The following is a 15186-nucleotide window of genomic DNA, read 5'->3' on the forward strand; positions in this document are numbered from 1 at the left end:
CCGAGACCGGCGTGAGCGCAGGCCGCCACTTTTGCCACCCGGAAACCCGCCCCAACGTCAGCACCAAATCCACAAAACAAAACCCGCCGAAAAATCGACGGGTTTGTCAGCGGTCTGAGGGCCGGTTGAACCGGCCCTTTTGCTTTTGGGGTGTTCGCCCCGCAAGGGCATCCAGTCAGGCGTTGCCGATCAGGATACCGGCAGCCAGGACCAGACCGCCGCCGAGCACCACCTGGAATGCGGCGCGCAGGAAAGGTGTCTCCATGTAGCGGTTCTGGATGAAGGCAATCGCCCAGAGTTCGAAGAAGACGATCACCGCGGCCGTGACGGTCGCCGTCCAGAAATGCGGGATCAGATAGGGCAGCGCATGGCCGAGACCGCCGAGCGCGGTCATGATGCCGGAGGCAAGGCCGCGCTTGATCGGCGAGCCACGGCCCGAGAGTTTGCCATCGTCGTGGGCAGCCTCGGTGAAACCCATGGAAATGCCGGCGCCGACCGAAGCCGAGAGGCCGACAAGGAAAGTCTGCCAGGTGTCCTGGGTGGCGAAGGCGGCGGCAAAAATCGGGGCAAGCGTCGAGACCGAACCGTCCATCAGTCCCGCAAGACCGGGCTGAACGTAAGTCAGAATGAATTGGCGGCGGGAGGTCTGTTCCTCCTCGGCGCGCACATCCTCCGGCGTATGCTTCTCCCCGAGCCGGCGGGCGAGCGATTCATGCGATTTCTCGGCGATCGCGAGGTCGCCGAGCAGCTTGCGGGTCGCGGCATCCTGCGTTCTTGCGGCGGCCTGAACATAGAAGCGGTGCGCGGTCTCCTCCATCGCCTCGGCCTCCTCGCGCGCCTTCTCGATCGGCATCTCTGCGATCAGCCAGTCGGGCTTGCGATCGGGAAAGTCGCGCACATGCTCGCGCCGGACGAGCGGGATGCGGTTGCCGAAGCGGGCCACATGCAGGTCGATCAACCATTGCCTGTGGTGGCTCTCCTCTTCCGCCATCTCCTCGAACACTTTTGCCGACTGGGGATATTGCTCGCGCAGGGCGTCGGCATAGGCGAGGTAGATGCGGCCGTCGTCCTCCTCGGAGGAGATGGCAAGCGCCAGGATTTCCTGCTCGCTCAGGGAAAGAAAGGGGCGTTTGGACCGGGAGAAGAGACGCGAAAACATTGAGAGAAAACCTTCTTTAGAATAATTCTAAAAATAGAAACCGAGCCGGCCAGCGTCAAGGCCAAAGCCATGCAATCATGCAACAATTGCTCGACAGAGCGTCGCGGCTCAGCCACCATGAGGTTGCCCCACTGCCCTCTTTACCCTCCCGGAGCAATCGCCTCGATGAGGACCATCTATCCGCTTTCCGACAGCAAGGATACGTTTCTCGATCGTCTCGGCGCCAGGCTTGCCGCCCGCCTGCAGACGCAGACCCTGGGCTACGAGCCCTATACGCCCTCCGATCAGGAAACGCTCGCGCGCACGCTCAGGCCCGGCGACGTGCTCTTGATCGAGGGCAACCAGAAGGTTTCGGCGGCGATCAAGTATCTGACGCAATCGACCTGGTCGCATGCCGCCTTTTTTGCGGGCGACCAGATGCCGTTATCGCTCGACGAGGCGACCTTGCCGGTGATCGAGCGGCCGCAGCTGATCGAGGTCAATATCGGCGAGGGCTGCGTTGCGGTGCCGCTGAAGAAATACGCGTCGTTCAATACGCGCATCTGCCGGCCGATCGCGCTGACGCCGGATGATCGCGCGGCACTCGTCGGCTTCATGATCTCGCGGCTCGGGATGAAATACGATCTGAAGAATATCCTCGACATGCTGCGTTATTTCATGCCGACGCCTCCCGTGCCGGTGCGTTGGCGCAGGCGCTTGCTTGCCTTCGGTTCCGGTGATCCGACGCGGGCGATCTGCTCGACGCTAATCGCCGCCGCCTTCGAGCAGATCCGCTACCCGATCCTGCCCGAGGTCACCCGGGCGCCCGGCCGTGCCGCCGCGACCTCGACCTATTCGCGCGAGGAGATCCTGCACATCCGGCACCATTCGCTCTATACGCCGCGTGACTTCGACCTCTCGCCCTTCTTCGCCATCGTCAAGCCAACGCTCGAATTCGGCTTCGACTACAAGCGGCTGCGCTGGCAGGGAGACACGGAACAGACGTTCAAAGGTTGAGCGAGAGCGCCTGTTCGCGGGTCATGAACTCGCGCTGGCGATCGGTAATGTAATCGCGCACGATCGGGGCGGCGTCGCGGGAACGCGACAACTGCATGTGAAAGACGAGCTGGCTGCCGGTGCGGAACATCATCTCGGCGCTGATCAGATAGAACTCCCACATGCGGGCGAAGCGCTCATCATAGAGCGCGATCACCTTGTCGCGGTTCGCCTCGAAACGCGCGCCCCAGTGCGCAAGCGTCGTGGCGTAGTGCACCCTCAGGAACTCGAGATCGGTAACCCAGAGGCTGTTGCGCTCGACCACCTCGAAGACCTCCGACAGCGCCGGCGAATAGGCGCCCGGAAAGATGTATTTCCGGAGCCAGGAGCTCGCCATGCCGGGCGGGCTCATATGGCCGATCGAATGCAGCACGGCGAGGCCGTCATCCGGCATCAGCGCGTTCAGCTTCTTGAAGAACTCGTCATAGTGATGCACGCCGACATGCTCGAACATGCCGACCGAAACGATCCGGTCGAACGGTCCCTGAACGTCGCGATAGTCCTTGAGCTCGAAGCGCACCCGGTCCGAAAGGCCCGCCTTGCGCGCCCGTTCGGTGGCAAGCGCCTGCTGTTCCTTCGAAAGAGTCACGCCGAGCACCTGAACATCCGCCAATTGCGCGAGATACATCGCGAGATCGCCCCAGCCGCAGCCGATGTCGAGCACCTTCATGCCGGGCTCCAGGCAGAGCTTGGAGGCAAGCAGCCGCAGCTTGTTGCGCTGCGCCGTTTCGAGTGTCTCGTTCGGCTTACGAAAATAGGCACAGGAGTAGAGCATGTTCTCATCGAGGAACAGCTTGTAGAATTCGTTGCCGAGATCGTAGTGGTGCGCAACGTTCTGCTGCGCCTTGCCCTTGGGATTGGCCTGCTGGCGCTTGCGAAAGCGCATCTTTACCGCGCGCAGGATCTTCTGGATCGGGTAGGAGCCGAGCGACAGCCGGTTGATCGAGAACAACGTCAGGAAATCCCTGAGTGTCGAGCCCTCCTCGAAGCGCATGGTGCCGTCCATGTAAGCTTCTCCGGCCGCGAGCTCCGCATTGAAGACGAGGCTGCGATAGAGCTTCTTGTCGGTGAGCCGCATCGTCACTTCCGGCCCGGGTGTGCCTGAAAAGACATGGCGCTTGCCATCGGCATCGATCACCGTCAGGCGACCCTTGCGAATGAACGACTTCATCATATGCGACAATGGGAACATGCAGACCCTCTCGTGACAAACCGTCGTATCGGCGCCGGCATCCTAGCACCCGATTTTCGAATTGCGCCCCCTAAATTTGCGGTTGCTGATCGAGCGCTCCGCCGCCTTGAGGTTCATCAGCCTCACCCGCCTGTTGCTATGCCGGGACACGGCCCGCGCGTGCGACTTGCGGGATCGCCCTGCACCCGGACCGTCAGCGATCCGTTGAGCGATGAAACAGAAACGACGACGGGGGCGGCAGGTTGAACCTGCCGCCCCCGTTGATGCGATCATTCGTTCGTAACGGTCCTTGGACCGTGTCAGTCCTTGGCGCGCTCGACGTAGGAGCCGTCTTCCGTGGCGATGACGACGCGGGTGCCAGCCTGGATGTGCGGCGGAACGAGCGTGCGAACGCCGTTCGACAGAACCGCCGGCTTGTAGGACGAGGACGCCGTCTGACCCTTGACGACCGGCTCGGTCTCGGTGATTTCGAGGGTCACGTGACGCGGCAGGTCGATCGCGATCGCCAGGCCCTCGTGGATCGAAAGAATGCAGGCCATGCCTTCCTGCAGGTAGGCCTTGAGGTCGCCGATGTCATCGGTGGTCATGACCAGCTGGTCATAGCTTTCCGGGTTCATGAAGTGGAAGCCTTCGCCGTCTTCATAAAGGAAGGTGTGCTCGCGGTCTTCGACGAAGGCGCGCTCGACCTGCTCGGTCGTGCGGTAGCGCTCGGAGACCTTCACACCGTCGGAGATGCGGCGCATGTCGACCTGGGTCACCGGCGTGCCCTTGCCCGGGTGGAAGTTCTGGGCAGTAAGCACGACATAGAGCTTGCCGTCGACGTCGAGAACGTTGCCCTTACGGACAGATGAAGCGATGACCTTGACCATTAGTCTTCCTTGTAACAGAGGTATGCGCGACACGGCGGGCCGGAAACACTGGCCCTGAAGGACGCGGAAAGAAGGATTTCGCGCCGCCACTACCCTAATTTCGCGCAAATAGCCAGCCTGAGCCGGTATCTGCGCGAAGAAAGCCTGGACTGAACCGATCATGCCGCATGCCTCACCCTGGTGGACACCGGATGTCCATGCCGACCGGCGCCCGTTTCTTCTCGGCCGCAACCGGATCCAATCGGCGTTGCGCCGGTTCTTCGAGGCGCGCGACTTCATCGAGGTCGACACCGCGACGCTGCAGGTCTCGCCCGGCAACGAGGCGCATCTGCATGCCTTCCCGACGGAAGCCCTCAATCACGACGGCTCCAGCCATCCGCTCTATCTGCACACCTCGCCGGAATTTGCCTGCAAGAAGCTGCTTGCCGCCGGCGAGGAACGCATCGCCTGCTTCGCCCATGTCTATCGCAATCGCGAACGCGGGCCGCTGCACCATCCTGAGTTCACCATGCTCGAATGGTACCGCACTGGTGAAAGCTACGAGGCGCTGATGCGCGACTGCGCCGAGATCCTGGCGCTTGCGGCAGACACCACCGGCACGAAGCAGTTCGCCTTTCAGGGACAGAGCTGCGATCCTTTCGCGACGCCGGAACGGCTGAGCGTCGCGGAAGCCTTCGAGCGCTTCGCCGGCATCGACCTCCTGGCCTCGATTGCGGCGAACGGCGAAACCGATCGCAACCAACTGGCCGCGGCAATGACGGCGGCCGGACTTCGCGTCGCGTCCGACGATACCTGGGCCGATCTCTTCAGCCGGGTGCTGGTCGAAAAGGTCGAACCGCATCTCGGCTTCGGCCGCGCGACGATCCTTGACGAATATCCGGTGACCGAAGCCGCACTCGCACGACCGACCGCGCGCGACCGGCGCGTTGCCGAGCGCTTCGAGCTTTATGCCTGCGGCGTCGAACTCGCCAACGCTTTTGGCGAACTCACCGACGCGACCGAGCAACGCCGACGCTTCGAGATGGAAATGACGGAGAAGGCGCGCGTCTATGGCGAGACCTACCCGCTCGACGAGGATTTCCTGGCAGCACTCGCGATCATGCCGGAAGCGAGCGGCATCGCGCTCGGCTTCGATCGGCTGGTGATGCTGGCAACCGGGGCGTCGCGGATCGACCAGGTGCTGTGGGCGCCGGTAGCGGAGACACAGCCGTGAACGTCCACCGCCCGATCAAGACAGCACGCGAACTCGTCGAGGCGTGGCTCGTCGACGGCGCCCAGGAAACCGCCATTGCCGCGGTTGCCTCGCGCTACGCCGTCGCGATCAGCCCTGACATTGCCAGCCTCATCGACCCCAACGATCCCGCCGACCCGATTGCGCGGCAGTTCGTGCCGGATGCGGCCGAGCTGACGCTTTTGCCTGAAGAGCGCGAAGACCCGATCGGCGACAAGTCGCACAGCCCGGTGCCTGGCATCGTCCACCGCTATCCGGACCGCGTGCTTTTGAAGGCCGTGCATGTCTGCCCCGTCTATTGCCGTTTCTGCTTCCGCCGCGAGATGGTCGGGCCGCAGGGTCTGGGCACGCTGACGCCAACCGAACTCGATGCTGCGATCGCCTATATCTGCGAACACGAGGAGATCTGGGAAGTGATCCTCACCGGCGGCGATCCGCTGGTGTTGTCGCCGCGCCGGCTCACCGAACTGATGGAACGGCTGAAAACCATACCGCATGTGAAGATCGTCCGCTTCCATACGCGCGTTCCCGTGGTCGAACCGTCGCGCATCGATGACGCACTGGTCGCGGCACTGAAGGCGAGCGGCAAGGCGACCTATGTGGCGCTGCACGCCAATCACCCACGTGAGTTGACGCAAGAGGCGCGCGCCGCTTCGGCCCGCCTGATCGATGCCGGCATCGTCATGGTCAGTCAGTCGGTGCTCCTGAAAGGAGTCAACGACGACGCGGATGTACTGGCCAGTCTGATGCGCGCCTTCGTCGAAACGCGGATCAAGCCCTATTACCTGCACCATCCGGATCTGGCGCCTGGCACCAGCCATTTCCGCCTGACGATCGAGGAAGGCCAGGCGCTGGTTGCAGCCTTGCGCGGGCGGGTTTCGGGCCTCTGCCAACCGACCTACATCCTCGATATTCCCGGCGGCCACGGCAAGGCGGTGATCAGTGCGGCGGCGATCGCCGCCGATGGCGGCGGCTGCTACACGGTCACCGATTTTCGCGGCGGCGAACACACCTATCCGCCGAAGGGCTGATGCCACGCACGAAATCGAATTGCATCAAGCATCTGAAATTTCAGCAAAACTTCAAACAGCATCATTTTTCTTGGCGTCACCTGAGAAAAAATCGTAGAGGCGCGTCACAGGTGTCCGACCTCAATCGTCACATGGTCATAAGCAACACAACAACGATGGAGTTGAGACCATGACCGATAAAGCCGTCCGCTACGAGCAGGAAATCCCCGATGTGCTCGGCGCGCTTGCCGATGTGCACAAGGCGATGGATCTGCACGGGCTCGACCGGACCATTCACAACCTGGTGCAACTTCGCGCCTCGCAGATCAACCGCTGCGGTTTCTGTGTGAAGATGCACACCAAGGAATCCCGCACCGAAGGCGAGAGCAACGAGCGGCTCGACCGCATCATCGTCTGGGACCAGGTCAATGACTTCACACCGCGCGAGAAGGCAGCGCTTGCCTGGACCGAAGCCTTGACCGAACTCGAGCCGCGCACCGACTTTGCGCCGCTCCGCGTCGAGTTGCGCCAGCATTTCAGCGAAAAGGAGATCAGCGTCATCACCTCGACGGTGGCGATGATCAACCTTTGGAACCGCATCCAGACTTCGAGGCACTGACATGAACGACACCAAGCACATGCAGATTTTCGAGGAGGCGCGCCCGCGCCTCCTCGGCCTTTCCTACCGCATCCTCGGCTCACGTGCCGACGCGGAAGATGCGGTACAGGACACGTTCCTGAAATGGCAGGAGGTCGACCACGCCTCGATCGAAACGCCCGCGGCGTGGCTGACGACCGCGTGCACACGGCGCTGTCTGGATCTGCTGAAAGCCGCCCACCGCAAGCGCGTCGACTATGTCGGCGCATGGCTGCCGGAGCCGATCCACACCGCGGCCGAGGACAATGCCGAGGAGAAGCTGGCACTGACGTCATCGCTGACGACGGCCTTCCTGCTGATGCTCGAGCGGCTGACGCCGAAGGAGCGCGCGGCCTATCTGCTGCACGAGATTTTTGGCCAACCCTATGACGAGGTCGCCGAAACGCTCGACATGCAGGAGGCGGCTGCCCGCAAGCTTGTGTCGCGCGCCAAGACGAACATCGGGCTCGAAAAGGCCCGGCATCAGACGCCGCGCGAGCGACAGGACGAGCTCTTGTCCGCGTTCCATCAGGCAATCCACGGCGGCAATGTTGGCGGGCTCTCGGCACTCCTTTCGGCGGATGTGAAACTGACTGCCGATGGCGGCGGCAAGGTCGCGACCGTGCTCGGCGTGCTCTCGGGCAAGGAGACGGTGCTCGCCTTTATCATCGACCGGCTTACCGAATACTGGGCGCACTATGTCTGGGAAATCGGCGACATCAACGGCGGCCGCGGCATTGTGCTGCGGGACGAGGCGAAAAACGAGATCGCCGCGACGGTCGCCTTCGGCTATGACGGCGATGGAAACGTCAACGACATCTTCATCATGCGCAACCCGGACAAGCTCACGCACTTCGGCGAGGCTGCGCTCCACTGACATTGCGGCGCTGGCCGCGCGAACGCGATATCCCACGCCGGCCGGAGCGTTTCCAGCAATGTCGTGGCGCGGTCCTGCGCCCGGAATTGCGAACAATCCTGTGAGCCGGCGCCCGTTCGCGCCGCCGCCCACGCACGAGGCTCTGACATGCTTGAGAAAACCCCCGCTCCGCGACAGGATACCGGCTGGCGCGCGCTTTTATCCGGCGAAAATGCGGTGCATTCGCTGATCCTCAGCGGCGGCGTCGCGCTGCACGCGCTCAACATCTACGTGGTGACGACCATCATGCCGTCGATCGTGCGGGAGATCGGCGGCCTCGAATACTACGCCTGGAGCACGACCGTTTTCGTTGCCGCCTCCATTCTTGGGGCCGCACTCTCGGCCCGCATGCTCGGTGCTGCGGGCGCCGGCGGGGCCTATGCGATCGGCGCCATCGTCTTCGGCCTCGGCACGCTGTTCTGCGCCATCGCCCCCTCCATGGCGGTGCTGCTTGCCGGCCGCGCGATCCAGGGCTTTGGTGGCGGTCTGCTCTATGCGCTCGCCTATGGCGTGATCCGCCAGGTCTTCCGACCGGAGCTTTGGACGCGGGCGATCGGCCTGATATCGGCCACCTGGGGCACAGCGACCTTGATCGGCCCCGCCGTCGGCGGCATGTTTGCCGAGTTCGCCCATTGGCGTGCAGCCTTCTGGTCGCTCCTGCCGCTGACGGCGCTGCTGGCCATGCTTGCCTTCTCGACCCTGCCCCGCCAGGCAGCGGCCGAAGAGGGCCGTACGCCGCTGCCCCTGCTGCAATTGTTGCTGCTCGTCGGTATCGTTCTGGCGCTTTCGGTCGCAAGCACGCTGACGACCACCATCGAGCAGCTGAGCTGCGTCGGCATTGCGGTCCTTCTGTTTCCGGGCCTGCTGCTCGTCGAGCGGCGTGCTGCCGGAAAGCTCCTGCCCTCCGGCAGCTTCACGCTCGCCTCCCCGCTCGCCGCCCTTTATGCTACGATCACCCTGCTGATGGTCGGCCTGCAGCCGGAAATTTACGTGCCGTACCTGTTGCAGGAACTGCATGAGCTGTCGCCGTTGGTAGCCGGCTACATTGCGGCGCTGATGTCGATCGGCTGGACGGCAGGATCGATGACAAGTGCCCATTGGCACGGGGAACGGGCGAAACGGACGATCTTTGCCGGCCCGGCGTTCGGCTTCGTCGGTCTTGCCTTGATCGCCGTCTTCATGCCGATGGCAGCGACGGAATTCTCTGTCATCGCCGCACCGCTCTGCATCGGCATCATGGCGGTCGGTTTCGGCATGGGGTTTGCGTGGCCGCACATCGTCACGGCCGTCTACGAGTTTGCGCCCGACGGTGAAGCGGAGAAGGCAGCGAGTTCGATTACAACGGTGCAGCTCTTTGCCGCCGCACTCGGCGCGGCACTGGCCGGATTGACCGCCAATCTCTCCGGTATCGAAACGCCATCGGAAGAAGGCGTGGCGATGGCTGCGACCTGGCTCTTCTGGCTGTTCGCGCTGATGCCGGCGCTGGCAGTGCTGACCGCCAGACGTGTCTGGCGGTCGAGACGGACGACCGCTTAGGCGCGGGCGCATGCGCAGGCCCGCCCGGACCCGCGAACGCAAGGCGTGGCACCCTTAGGAGGAGACTATGAACGCCGAGAGGATCGGCCTTCATGGCGTGCAGGAGACCATGTTGGTTACGCTCCGGGCAAAGGCCGCGGAAAGCGCGCTGCCGGATACCCTGCTCAATGATCACTTTGCCGCCGAACTGATGCGGCGGCTCGACGGCCCGGCGCATGCACCCGATATCGGCCATGACATGATGATCGGCATTGCAGTGCGGGCCCACATGCTCGACCGATGGACCAGCGCCTTCACTGAGCGCCACCCGGACGCGGTCGTGCTCAATCTCGGTTGCGGGCTCGACACGCGGGTGCTGCGGCTCGATCCGCCCGCCTCAGTCTCATGGTTCGACGTCGACTTTCCCGACGTGATCGCCTTGCGGCAACGGCTTTTCCCCGATCGGGCCGGCTGCACGGCGATCGCGTCGTCGATAACCGAGCGGGACTGGATCGACGCCATCCCGAACGACCGGCCAGTGATCGTCGTTGCCGAGGGGGTGCTGCCCTATCTCAGCGATCAGCAGGTCCGTGATCTCCTCAGACGGATCGTGTCCTGTCTTGCCGGCGGCGAAATCGTCTTCGACGCCTATAGCCACCTCGGCCTCGAGATGCTGCGCTTCAACTCGGCCTTGCGTGCAACAGGGGCAGAACTTCGCTGGGGGATGGAGGACGCGCGGGCGCTTGAGCGGGAATTGCCCGGCCTGACCTTGCTCGAAGAGATCAGCGAATATGATGCCGCTCAGCTCGCGCGCCTGTCGCCGATGGCCCGCATCGCCGCCCATGTCGTCAGTGTCCTGCCGATGCTGCGGCGGATGGGTCGACTGCTGCGCTATCGCTTCTGACGGCACGAAAAAGGGCTGCGCCGTGCAGCGCAGCCCTTCGATTGCAAGCGATGATCTTGCGCTGATCAGGCCTTGATCGGCGCGATCGAGATCTCGACGCGGCGGTTCTGCGCCCGGCCGGCTTCCGAACCGTTGGAAGCGATCGGACGCTCCTTGCCGTAGCCCATGGCCGACATGCGGCGCTGGTCGACGCCCTGGCTTGCCAGATAGTTGGCAACCGAAGCGGCACGGCGCTCGGAAAGGCCCTGGTTGTAGGAGGCGCTGCCGGTCGCATCGGTGTGGCCATCGACATCGATCATCGTCTTGTTGAACTTGCGCAGCACGATCGCCACCGAGTTCAACGTGTCGTAGAAGGCCGGGATCACCTGGTCGCGATCGGTCGCAAAAGTGATGTTGGACGGCATGTTGAGGATGATGCGGTCACCGGCGCGGGTCACCGATACGCCGGTGCCCTGAAGCTGGGCGCGCAGTTCCGCTTCCTGGTTGTCCATGTAGTTGCCGATCAGGCCGCCGCCGAGGCCGCCGATGGCAGCACCGACAAGCGCCGAGTCGCGCCGTCCTGCAGCACTGCCGCCGACCAGCAGACCGGTCGCTGCACCGAGGCCCGCGCCGATCAGCGCGCCACCGGCCGTGTTCGACATCTTCTGCTCGCCCGTATAGGGATCGGTGGTGGTGCATCCCGAAAGATAGATGGCCGCAACAGCCAGAATGGCGCATTTCTTGATCATGGAATCAGTTATCCCCATTGGTGCTCGAAGTTGCTTCATACTACGGATTGCGGCAGGAAGATGAAGAGACGTCCCAATCACGCCATGGTTTACCGGCAAATGCCGCTTAGCCGGCGGTTGGCGTGCTGATCGGGACACACACTAACCGATCCTTCACACGCCCTTGATAGGACAGGTACCTGAAGCTGGACGAAGAAATGCTTGCGCGGTTTTCCGCTCGCGTCCCGTCCGGCGATGACAAAGAGGCAAGATTTTATGGCAATCGAGTTCGGCGATACGCAACGCAGTCTCAGCGACACGCTCAATGGCATGATTGCCTCCATCCGCGGCGAGACGATTACCCTTCGCGAGTTGATGACCGAAATCGGCGAACAGGGCTTCCTGCTGCTGTGCGCCCTGCTGACGCTGCCGTTCCTGTTGCCGGTGTCGATCCCCGGCGTCAGCACCGTCTTCGGCGCGGCAATCATCCTCATTTCCGTTTCGATCACGCTCAATCGCCTGCCCTGGATGCCGCAGCGCATTCTCGACCGCAAGATCGAGACCGAAAAGCTGGTACCGACGCTGCAAAAGGGCGCGAGCCTCGTCTCCAAGCTCGACCGCTACGTCCGACCGCGCCTGGGCTTTCTGACGCAAGGGGCGGTGATGAACCGCTTCAACGGGCTGATGATCATGGCGGGCGGCGTGCTTCTGATGTTCCCGCTCGGGCTGATCCCACTGTCGAACACGCTCCCGGGGATCGCGATCCTCCTGCTCTCGCTCGGCATCATCCAGCGCGACGGGCTGATGGTCGCGGGCGGCTATCTCTTCCTGATTGCGACGACTGTGTACTTCACCGTACTTGCCTACATGGCCTTCGCCGCCGGCCAGGGCCTCTCGACGTTCTTCGTCTCCTGACACGCATACGCCTGCCAAGGGCGGAACGGCCCGGCAAATCGGCCGGGCGCAACCGTTTTAGGCAGCCAGACCACCAAAGGCCCGGTAGCTGGCGAAATCGGTGCGGATGCCGAGGGTATTCATAAGCGCCGCACGATCGAGACCGAGTTCGCGGTCGAACTCGATGAGAGCGGCGGCCACCTTCGGCGCGACATCGGCATTGGTAAATTCGATCATTGTGATGAAGTCGAACTGGCCGGGACCGGCATGCTGCTCCAGGAACAGGTCCTTCACATAGCCATCCTGCTTGCGGATGACGGCCAGCGTCTTGTCCACCAGTTCGACGAACTGCTGCCGCGCCTCGACCGGCACGGTATATTTGTTGATGCGGTAAAGCGGCGCCACAACTGCTGTCGTCGATAGGCTGCTCATTGCTCTTTCCCTCTGTCACTTTTGAACAGGAGCAGTCGTACGACCTCAAGTAAAGTTGAGGTCAATAGAGGTCTATCGCATTTTGTTTGCGCGATCGCTCAGCCGGAAACGCCCCTGAGGACATTGGCGACGTTGAGCCCAATCTCCGGCACGCCATAACCGCCCTCCATGCAGACGACGACTGGCAGGCCTGTGCGCTTCAGCGCCTCGCCCATGCGGATGTAATCTTCGGACGTCAGCCGGAAGAACGAGATCGGATCGCGCTCGAAGGTATCGACGCCGAGCGAGACGACCAGCGCCTCGGCGCCGAAGGCGGCGATGCGTGACAGCGCATCGGCCATGGCTGATGACCAGACGTCGAAGCCGGTGCGGCGCGGCAGGGGATAGTTCTTCGTCGTGCCCAGCCCTTCGCCGGCCCCCTCCTCGTCGGCAAAGCCGAGGAAGTAGGGAAAGGCATCAACCGGATCGCCATGCAGCGAGGCGAAATAGACGTCGCCGCGCTCGTAGAAGATGTCCTGGGTGCCGTTGCCGTGGTGGAAATCGACGTCGAGCACGGCGACCTTGCGGGCTCCATGGTCGCGCAGGCGCTGGGCGGCGCAGGCGGCATTGTTGATGAAGGAGTAGCCGCCATAGAGATCGATCGCCGCGTGGTGGCCGGGCGGACGGCAGAGCGCGAAGGCGGCCCGATTGCCGACATGGATATGATCGGCGGCCGAGAGGGCACAGTCCATAGCCGCCCTTGCGGCGGCATAGGTGCCCTCGGTGATCGCCGTCTCCGCGGCGAAGGAATAATAGCCGAGCGCGCCGTCGATGTCCCGGGGCGGATGCTGGCGCATGCGCCGGGCCGGAAAACAGGTTGCAATCGCCTCGCCGCGGTAACCGTCGGCGACCCAGCGCGACCAAGCGGTTTCAAGGAAATCGAGATAATCAGGCGCGTGAAGCTTGAGGGCGACGTCGAGGCGGTGACGCTCGGGGGCCGCGACATCGTTGAACCCCGCCTCCCTCACCGCCGCCAAAATCCATTCGGCACGAAATGGCGCTTCGAAGGGTGCCACCAGTTCGCCGCCGAAGAGCTCGGTCCTGGCGTCGCGGAGCTTGTGGTCTTCGGTGTAGAATATGCGCATGGGGTGTCCTCAGAGGCTATGAACCGGTGCCGGTAGCCTAACTAAGGCTTCGGGCTTGGCAACCTTGTGGATGCCCCTCATCCGGCCTGCCGGCCACCTTCTCCCCGCAAGCGGGGCGAAGGGAGACTCGCGGCAACCGCTCGCCCTCACTTCCCGCACTCCTGTTTCTCCGGTGAGGGGTGCGCAGGACGATCAGTCGGCGGTCTGCCACGTCCCCTCTCCCCGCCTGCGGGGAGAGGGTTAGGGTGAGGGGCGGCAATCACACCACCGACGGTCCCTTAAGCCGCGATCCGCTTGTAAAAGAAGGTCGTGGCGCAAAGGCCGCCTTCCGGCCACATGGCATAATCGGGGATGACGCCGACGCGCTCCCAGCCGAGGCGCGGATAGATCGCCTCGGCCTCGCTGCCGGTTGCCGTGTCGAGCACCAGCAGCGTCTTTCCGCGCACCGCGGCTTCGTCTTCGACCGCCTCCATCAGCCGCCGCGCCAGGCCCTTGCCACGGGCGGCGCGGTGCACCAGCAGTTTCTTCAGGTCGCCGCGATGCGGCTGGTTCGGCATTTGCGCGACGCCGACCTGTACGGTGCCGAGGATGCGGCCCGCCTCCTCCGCTACCATCAGCAGGGTGTCGCCGGCCGCGACCGCTGCGACAACGCCCTGCCAATAGGCAAGCGCGCTTTCCGGCGGATAGGGCTGCATGAAGCCGACAGAAGCGCCGCCCTCGACGCAATCGGAGAGCACTTCGGCAAGCGCCGGGATGGCGGCACGCGCTTGCGCCTCATCGAGCAGGCGGATCAAAATATCGGACATGGTCAAACCTTGGTGCGGCAAAGGATGACGGCATAATGAGCCGGCTCATCGTGGGGGTTGTGAAAGATGTGGCCGTATTCCAGGCCCATGAACAGGCAATCACCCGCCTCAAGCGAATGAGAGCCGGATTCGGTTGTCATCTCCAGCCGACCGGAGAAGAGCCAGAGGTGCTGGGTGATGCCTCTGTCCGATGGCTGCCGCTCGAACACCACGCGCGCGCCCGGCGGAAATTCGACCTCGACGATATCGACCGGGGAACCAAGCCCATCCGGCGAGACCGAGCGGCGCAGATAGCCGGATTCCGGGTCGCGCCAAAGGCGTTGGTCGGCGCGCCTTGCAACCGGCGACGCCTCCTTCGCCTCAAAGGCAAAGAGAGCCGAAAGCGTGGTTGAGAGCGCGCTGCAAAGCCTGGCGAGAAGCTGCGCCGTCGGGCTCGCCTCGCCGCGCTCGATGCGCGAGATCATCGCGCGGCTGACGCCGGAACTGGCGGCGAGCTCATCGAGCGTCAGGTTGCGCTCGTTACGCAGCGTGCGGATCCGCTCGCCGATGGCATATTCGAGGCGGTCGGTGACGTTTTCCATTATTTGAGATTGCATTTCTCATATAGTGGAGTCAAGAGTGGGAAAGACCGAAAATACGGGCATGCGATGCCGCTTTGGCGACAGCGAAATCGCCGTGTTTCCGCTATGGTGGCGCCCAAACCGTGGAAAACGAGAAATGCTTACGCTTCAACACTTTAGATAATCCTCAATTGT

Annotated in this window: 16 protein-coding genes; 8 read left to right on the forward strand and 8 right to left on the reverse strand. The window is 63.2% G+C overall.

Going from position 1 to position 15186, the window contains the following annotated elements; genetic code table 11:
* Positions 1-175: 175 nt before the first annotated feature.
* Positions 176-1159 (reverse strand): iron exporter MbfA, encoded by a 984-nt coding sequence (mbfA, locus tag BBX50_RS02740; RefSeq protein WP_065773802.1) that lies wholly within the window; start codon positions 1157-1159, stop codon positions 176-178.
* A 165-nt stretch (positions 1160-1324) separates the two neighbouring features.
* On the opposite strand from mbfA, the gene BBX50_RS02745 reads away from it, so the two are divergent.
* Positions 1325-2155 carry a lipo-like protein gene (locus BBX50_RS02745; RefSeq protein ID WP_065773803.1) on the forward strand — a complete coding sequence of 277 codons (831 nt, stop codon included), beginning with the start codon at positions 1325-1327 and terminating at the stop codon, positions 2153-2155.
* Here the strand turns inward: BBX50_RS02745 and BBX50_RS02750 are convergent.
* Positions 2145-3386, reverse strand: coding sequence for a cyclopropane-fatty-acyl-phospholipid synthase family protein (locus BBX50_RS02750; RefSeq protein ID WP_065773804.1), 1242 nt, complete (start codon positions 3384-3386; stop codon positions 2145-2147). The genes BBX50_RS02745 and BBX50_RS02750 overlap by 11 nt on opposite strands.
* 299 nt (positions 3387-3685) lie before the next feature.
* Positions 3686-4255 carry an elongation factor P gene (gene efp, locus BBX50_RS02755; protein ID WP_065773805.1) on the reverse strand — a complete coding sequence of 190 codons (570 nt, stop codon included), beginning with the start codon at positions 4253-4255 and terminating at the stop codon, positions 3686-3688.
* A gap of 160 nt (positions 4256-4415) precedes the next feature.
* Here efp and epmA point away from each other — a divergent pair, with 160 nt between their 5' ends.
* The 6 genes from epmA (at position 4416) to BBX50_RS02785 (ending at position 10468) form a co-directional block, all read left to right on the forward strand.
* Positions 4416-5468, forward strand: coding sequence for an EF-P lysine aminoacylase EpmA (gene epmA / locus BBX50_RS02760; RefSeq protein WP_065773806.1), 1053 nt, complete (start codon positions 4416-4418; stop codon positions 5466-5468).
* Entirely contained in the window at positions 5465-6517 is a 1053-nt protein-coding gene (locus BBX50_RS02765) for a lysine-2,3-aminomutase-like protein (protein ID WP_065773807.1), read from the forward strand. Before epmA ends, BBX50_RS02765 begins: the two co-directional genes overlap by 4 nt.
* A gap of 169 nt (positions 6518-6686) precedes the next feature.
* Positions 6687-7115 (forward strand): carboxymuconolactone decarboxylase family protein, encoded by a 429-nt coding sequence (locus BBX50_RS02770; RefSeq protein ID WP_065773808.1) that lies wholly within the window; start codon positions 6687-6689, stop codon positions 7113-7115.
* A gap of 1 nt (position 7116) precedes the next feature.
* The gene (gene sigJ, locus BBX50_RS02775; RefSeq protein WP_065773809.1) at positions 7117-8010 is read left to right on the forward strand and encodes an RNA polymerase sigma factor SigJ; all 894 of its coding nucleotides are present in this window, start codon (positions 7117-7119) and stop codon (positions 8008-8010) included.
* A gap of 147 nt (positions 8011-8157) precedes the next feature.
* Entirely contained in the window at positions 8158-9585 is a 1428-nt protein-coding gene (locus BBX50_RS02780; protein ID WP_065773810.1) for an MFS transporter, read from the forward strand.
* A gap of 67 nt (positions 9586-9652) precedes the next feature.
* Positions 9653-10468 carry a class I SAM-dependent methyltransferase gene (locus tag BBX50_RS02785; RefSeq protein WP_065773811.1) on the forward strand — a complete coding sequence of 272 codons (816 nt, stop codon included), beginning with the start codon at positions 9653-9655 and terminating at the stop codon, positions 10466-10468.
* Between the two features lie 65 nt (positions 10469-10533).
* Here the strand turns inward: BBX50_RS02785 and BBX50_RS02790 are convergent, their stop codons facing one another.
* A complete protein-coding gene (locus BBX50_RS02790) occupies positions 10534-11196 on the reverse strand; it encodes an OmpA family protein (RefSeq protein WP_065773812.1) in 663 nt (220 codons plus the stop codon).
* 255 nt (positions 11197-11451) lie between these two features.
* Here BBX50_RS02790 and BBX50_RS02795 point away from each other — a divergent pair, with 255 nt between their 5' ends.
* Positions 11452-12090: an exopolysaccharide biosynthesis protein gene (locus tag BBX50_RS02795; RefSeq protein WP_065773813.1), complete on the forward strand. Its 639-nt coding sequence runs from the start codon at positions 11452-11454 to the stop codon at positions 12088-12090.
* 57 nt (positions 12091-12147) lie between these two features.
* Here BBX50_RS02795 and BBX50_RS02800 read toward each other — a convergent pair whose 3' ends face one another.
* From BBX50_RS02800 to BBX50_RS02815, 4 genes are all read right to left on the reverse strand, one after another.
* Positions 12148-12501: a hypothetical protein gene (locus BBX50_RS02800; RefSeq protein ID WP_065773814.1), complete on the reverse strand. Its 354-nt coding sequence runs from the start codon at positions 12499-12501 to the stop codon at positions 12148-12150.
* A 98-nt stretch (positions 12502-12599) separates the two neighbouring features.
* Positions 12600-13625: a histone deacetylase family protein gene (locus BBX50_RS02805; protein ID WP_065773815.1), complete on the reverse strand. Its 1026-nt coding sequence runs from the start codon at positions 13623-13625 to the stop codon at positions 12600-12602.
* A gap of 278 nt (positions 13626-13903) precedes the next feature.
* Positions 13904-14431 carry a GNAT family N-acetyltransferase gene (locus BBX50_RS02810; RefSeq protein WP_065773816.1) on the reverse strand — a complete coding sequence of 176 codons (528 nt, stop codon included), beginning with the start codon at positions 14429-14431 and terminating at the stop codon, positions 13904-13906.
* A 2-nt stretch (positions 14432-14433) separates the two neighbouring features.
* Positions 14434-15027: an XRE family transcriptional regulator gene (locus BBX50_RS02815; protein ID WP_065773817.1), complete on the reverse strand. Its 594-nt coding sequence runs from the start codon at positions 15025-15027 to the stop codon at positions 14434-14436.
* Positions 15028-15186: the final 159 nt, after the last annotated feature.

The sequence above is a fragment of the Ensifer sp. LC11 genome (genome assembly GCF_001695835.1).
Lineage (GTDB): Bacteria > Pseudomonadota > Alphaproteobacteria > Rhizobiales > Rhizobiaceae > Ensifer.

What these genes read in the sequence shown, in the direction of transcription:
- BBX50_RS02800 (WP_065773814.1), bottom strand. Translation starts at nt 12,501, where the DNA reads ATGAGCAGCCTATCGACGACAGCAGTTGTGGCGCCGCTTTACCGCATC.
- BBX50_RS02780 (WP_065773810.1), top strand. Translation starts at nt 8,158, where the DNA reads ATGCTTGAGAAAACCCCCGCTCCGCGACAGGATACCGGCTGGCGCGCG.
- BBX50_RS02815 (WP_065773817.1), bottom strand. Translation starts at nt 15,027, where the DNA reads ATGCAATCTCAAATAATGGAAAACGTCACCGACCGCCTCGAATATGCC.
- BBX50_RS02795 (WP_065773813.1), top strand. Translation starts at nt 11,452, where the DNA reads ATGGCAATCGAGTTCGGCGATACGCAACGCAGTCTCAGCGACACGCTC.
- BBX50_RS02785 (WP_065773811.1), top strand. Translation starts at nt 9,653, where the DNA reads ATGAACGCCGAGAGGATCGGCCTTCATGGCGTGCAGGAGACCATGTTG.
- epmA (WP_065773806.1), top strand. Translation starts at nt 4,416, where the DNA reads ATGCCGCATGCCTCACCCTGGTGGACACCGGATGTCCATGCCGACCGG.
- BBX50_RS02805 (WP_065773815.1), bottom strand. Translation starts at nt 13,625, where the DNA reads ATGCGCATATTCTACACCGAAGACCACAAGCTCCGCGACGCCAGGACC.
- BBX50_RS02790 (WP_065773812.1), bottom strand. Translation starts at nt 11,196, where the DNA reads ATGATCAAGAAATGCGCCATTCTGGCTGTTGCGGCCATCTATCTTTCG.
- BBX50_RS02750 (WP_065773804.1), bottom strand. Translation starts at nt 3,386, where the DNA reads ATGTTCCCATTGTCGCATATGATGAAGTCGTTCATTCGCAAGGGTCGC.
- efp (WP_065773805.1), bottom strand. Translation starts at nt 4,255, where the DNA reads ATGGTCAAGGTCATCGCTTCATCTGTCCGTAAGGGCAACGTTCTCGAC.
- BBX50_RS02770 (WP_065773808.1), top strand. Translation starts at nt 6,687, where the DNA reads ATGACCGATAAAGCCGTCCGCTACGAGCAGGAAATCCCCGATGTGCTC.
- sigJ (WP_065773809.1), top strand. Translation starts at nt 7,117, where the DNA reads ATGAACGACACCAAGCACATGCAGATTTTCGAGGAGGCGCGCCCGCGC.
- mbfA (WP_065773802.1), bottom strand. Translation starts at nt 1,159, where the DNA reads ATGTTTTCGCGTCTCTTCTCCCGGTCCAAACGCCCCTTTCTTTCCCTG.
- BBX50_RS02810 (WP_065773816.1), bottom strand. Translation starts at nt 14,431, where the DNA reads ATGTCCGATATTTTGATCCGCCTGCTCGATGAGGCGCAAGCGCGTGCC.
- BBX50_RS02745 (WP_065773803.1), top strand. Translation starts at nt 1,325, where the DNA reads ATGAGGACCATCTATCCGCTTTCCGACAGCAAGGATACGTTTCTCGAT.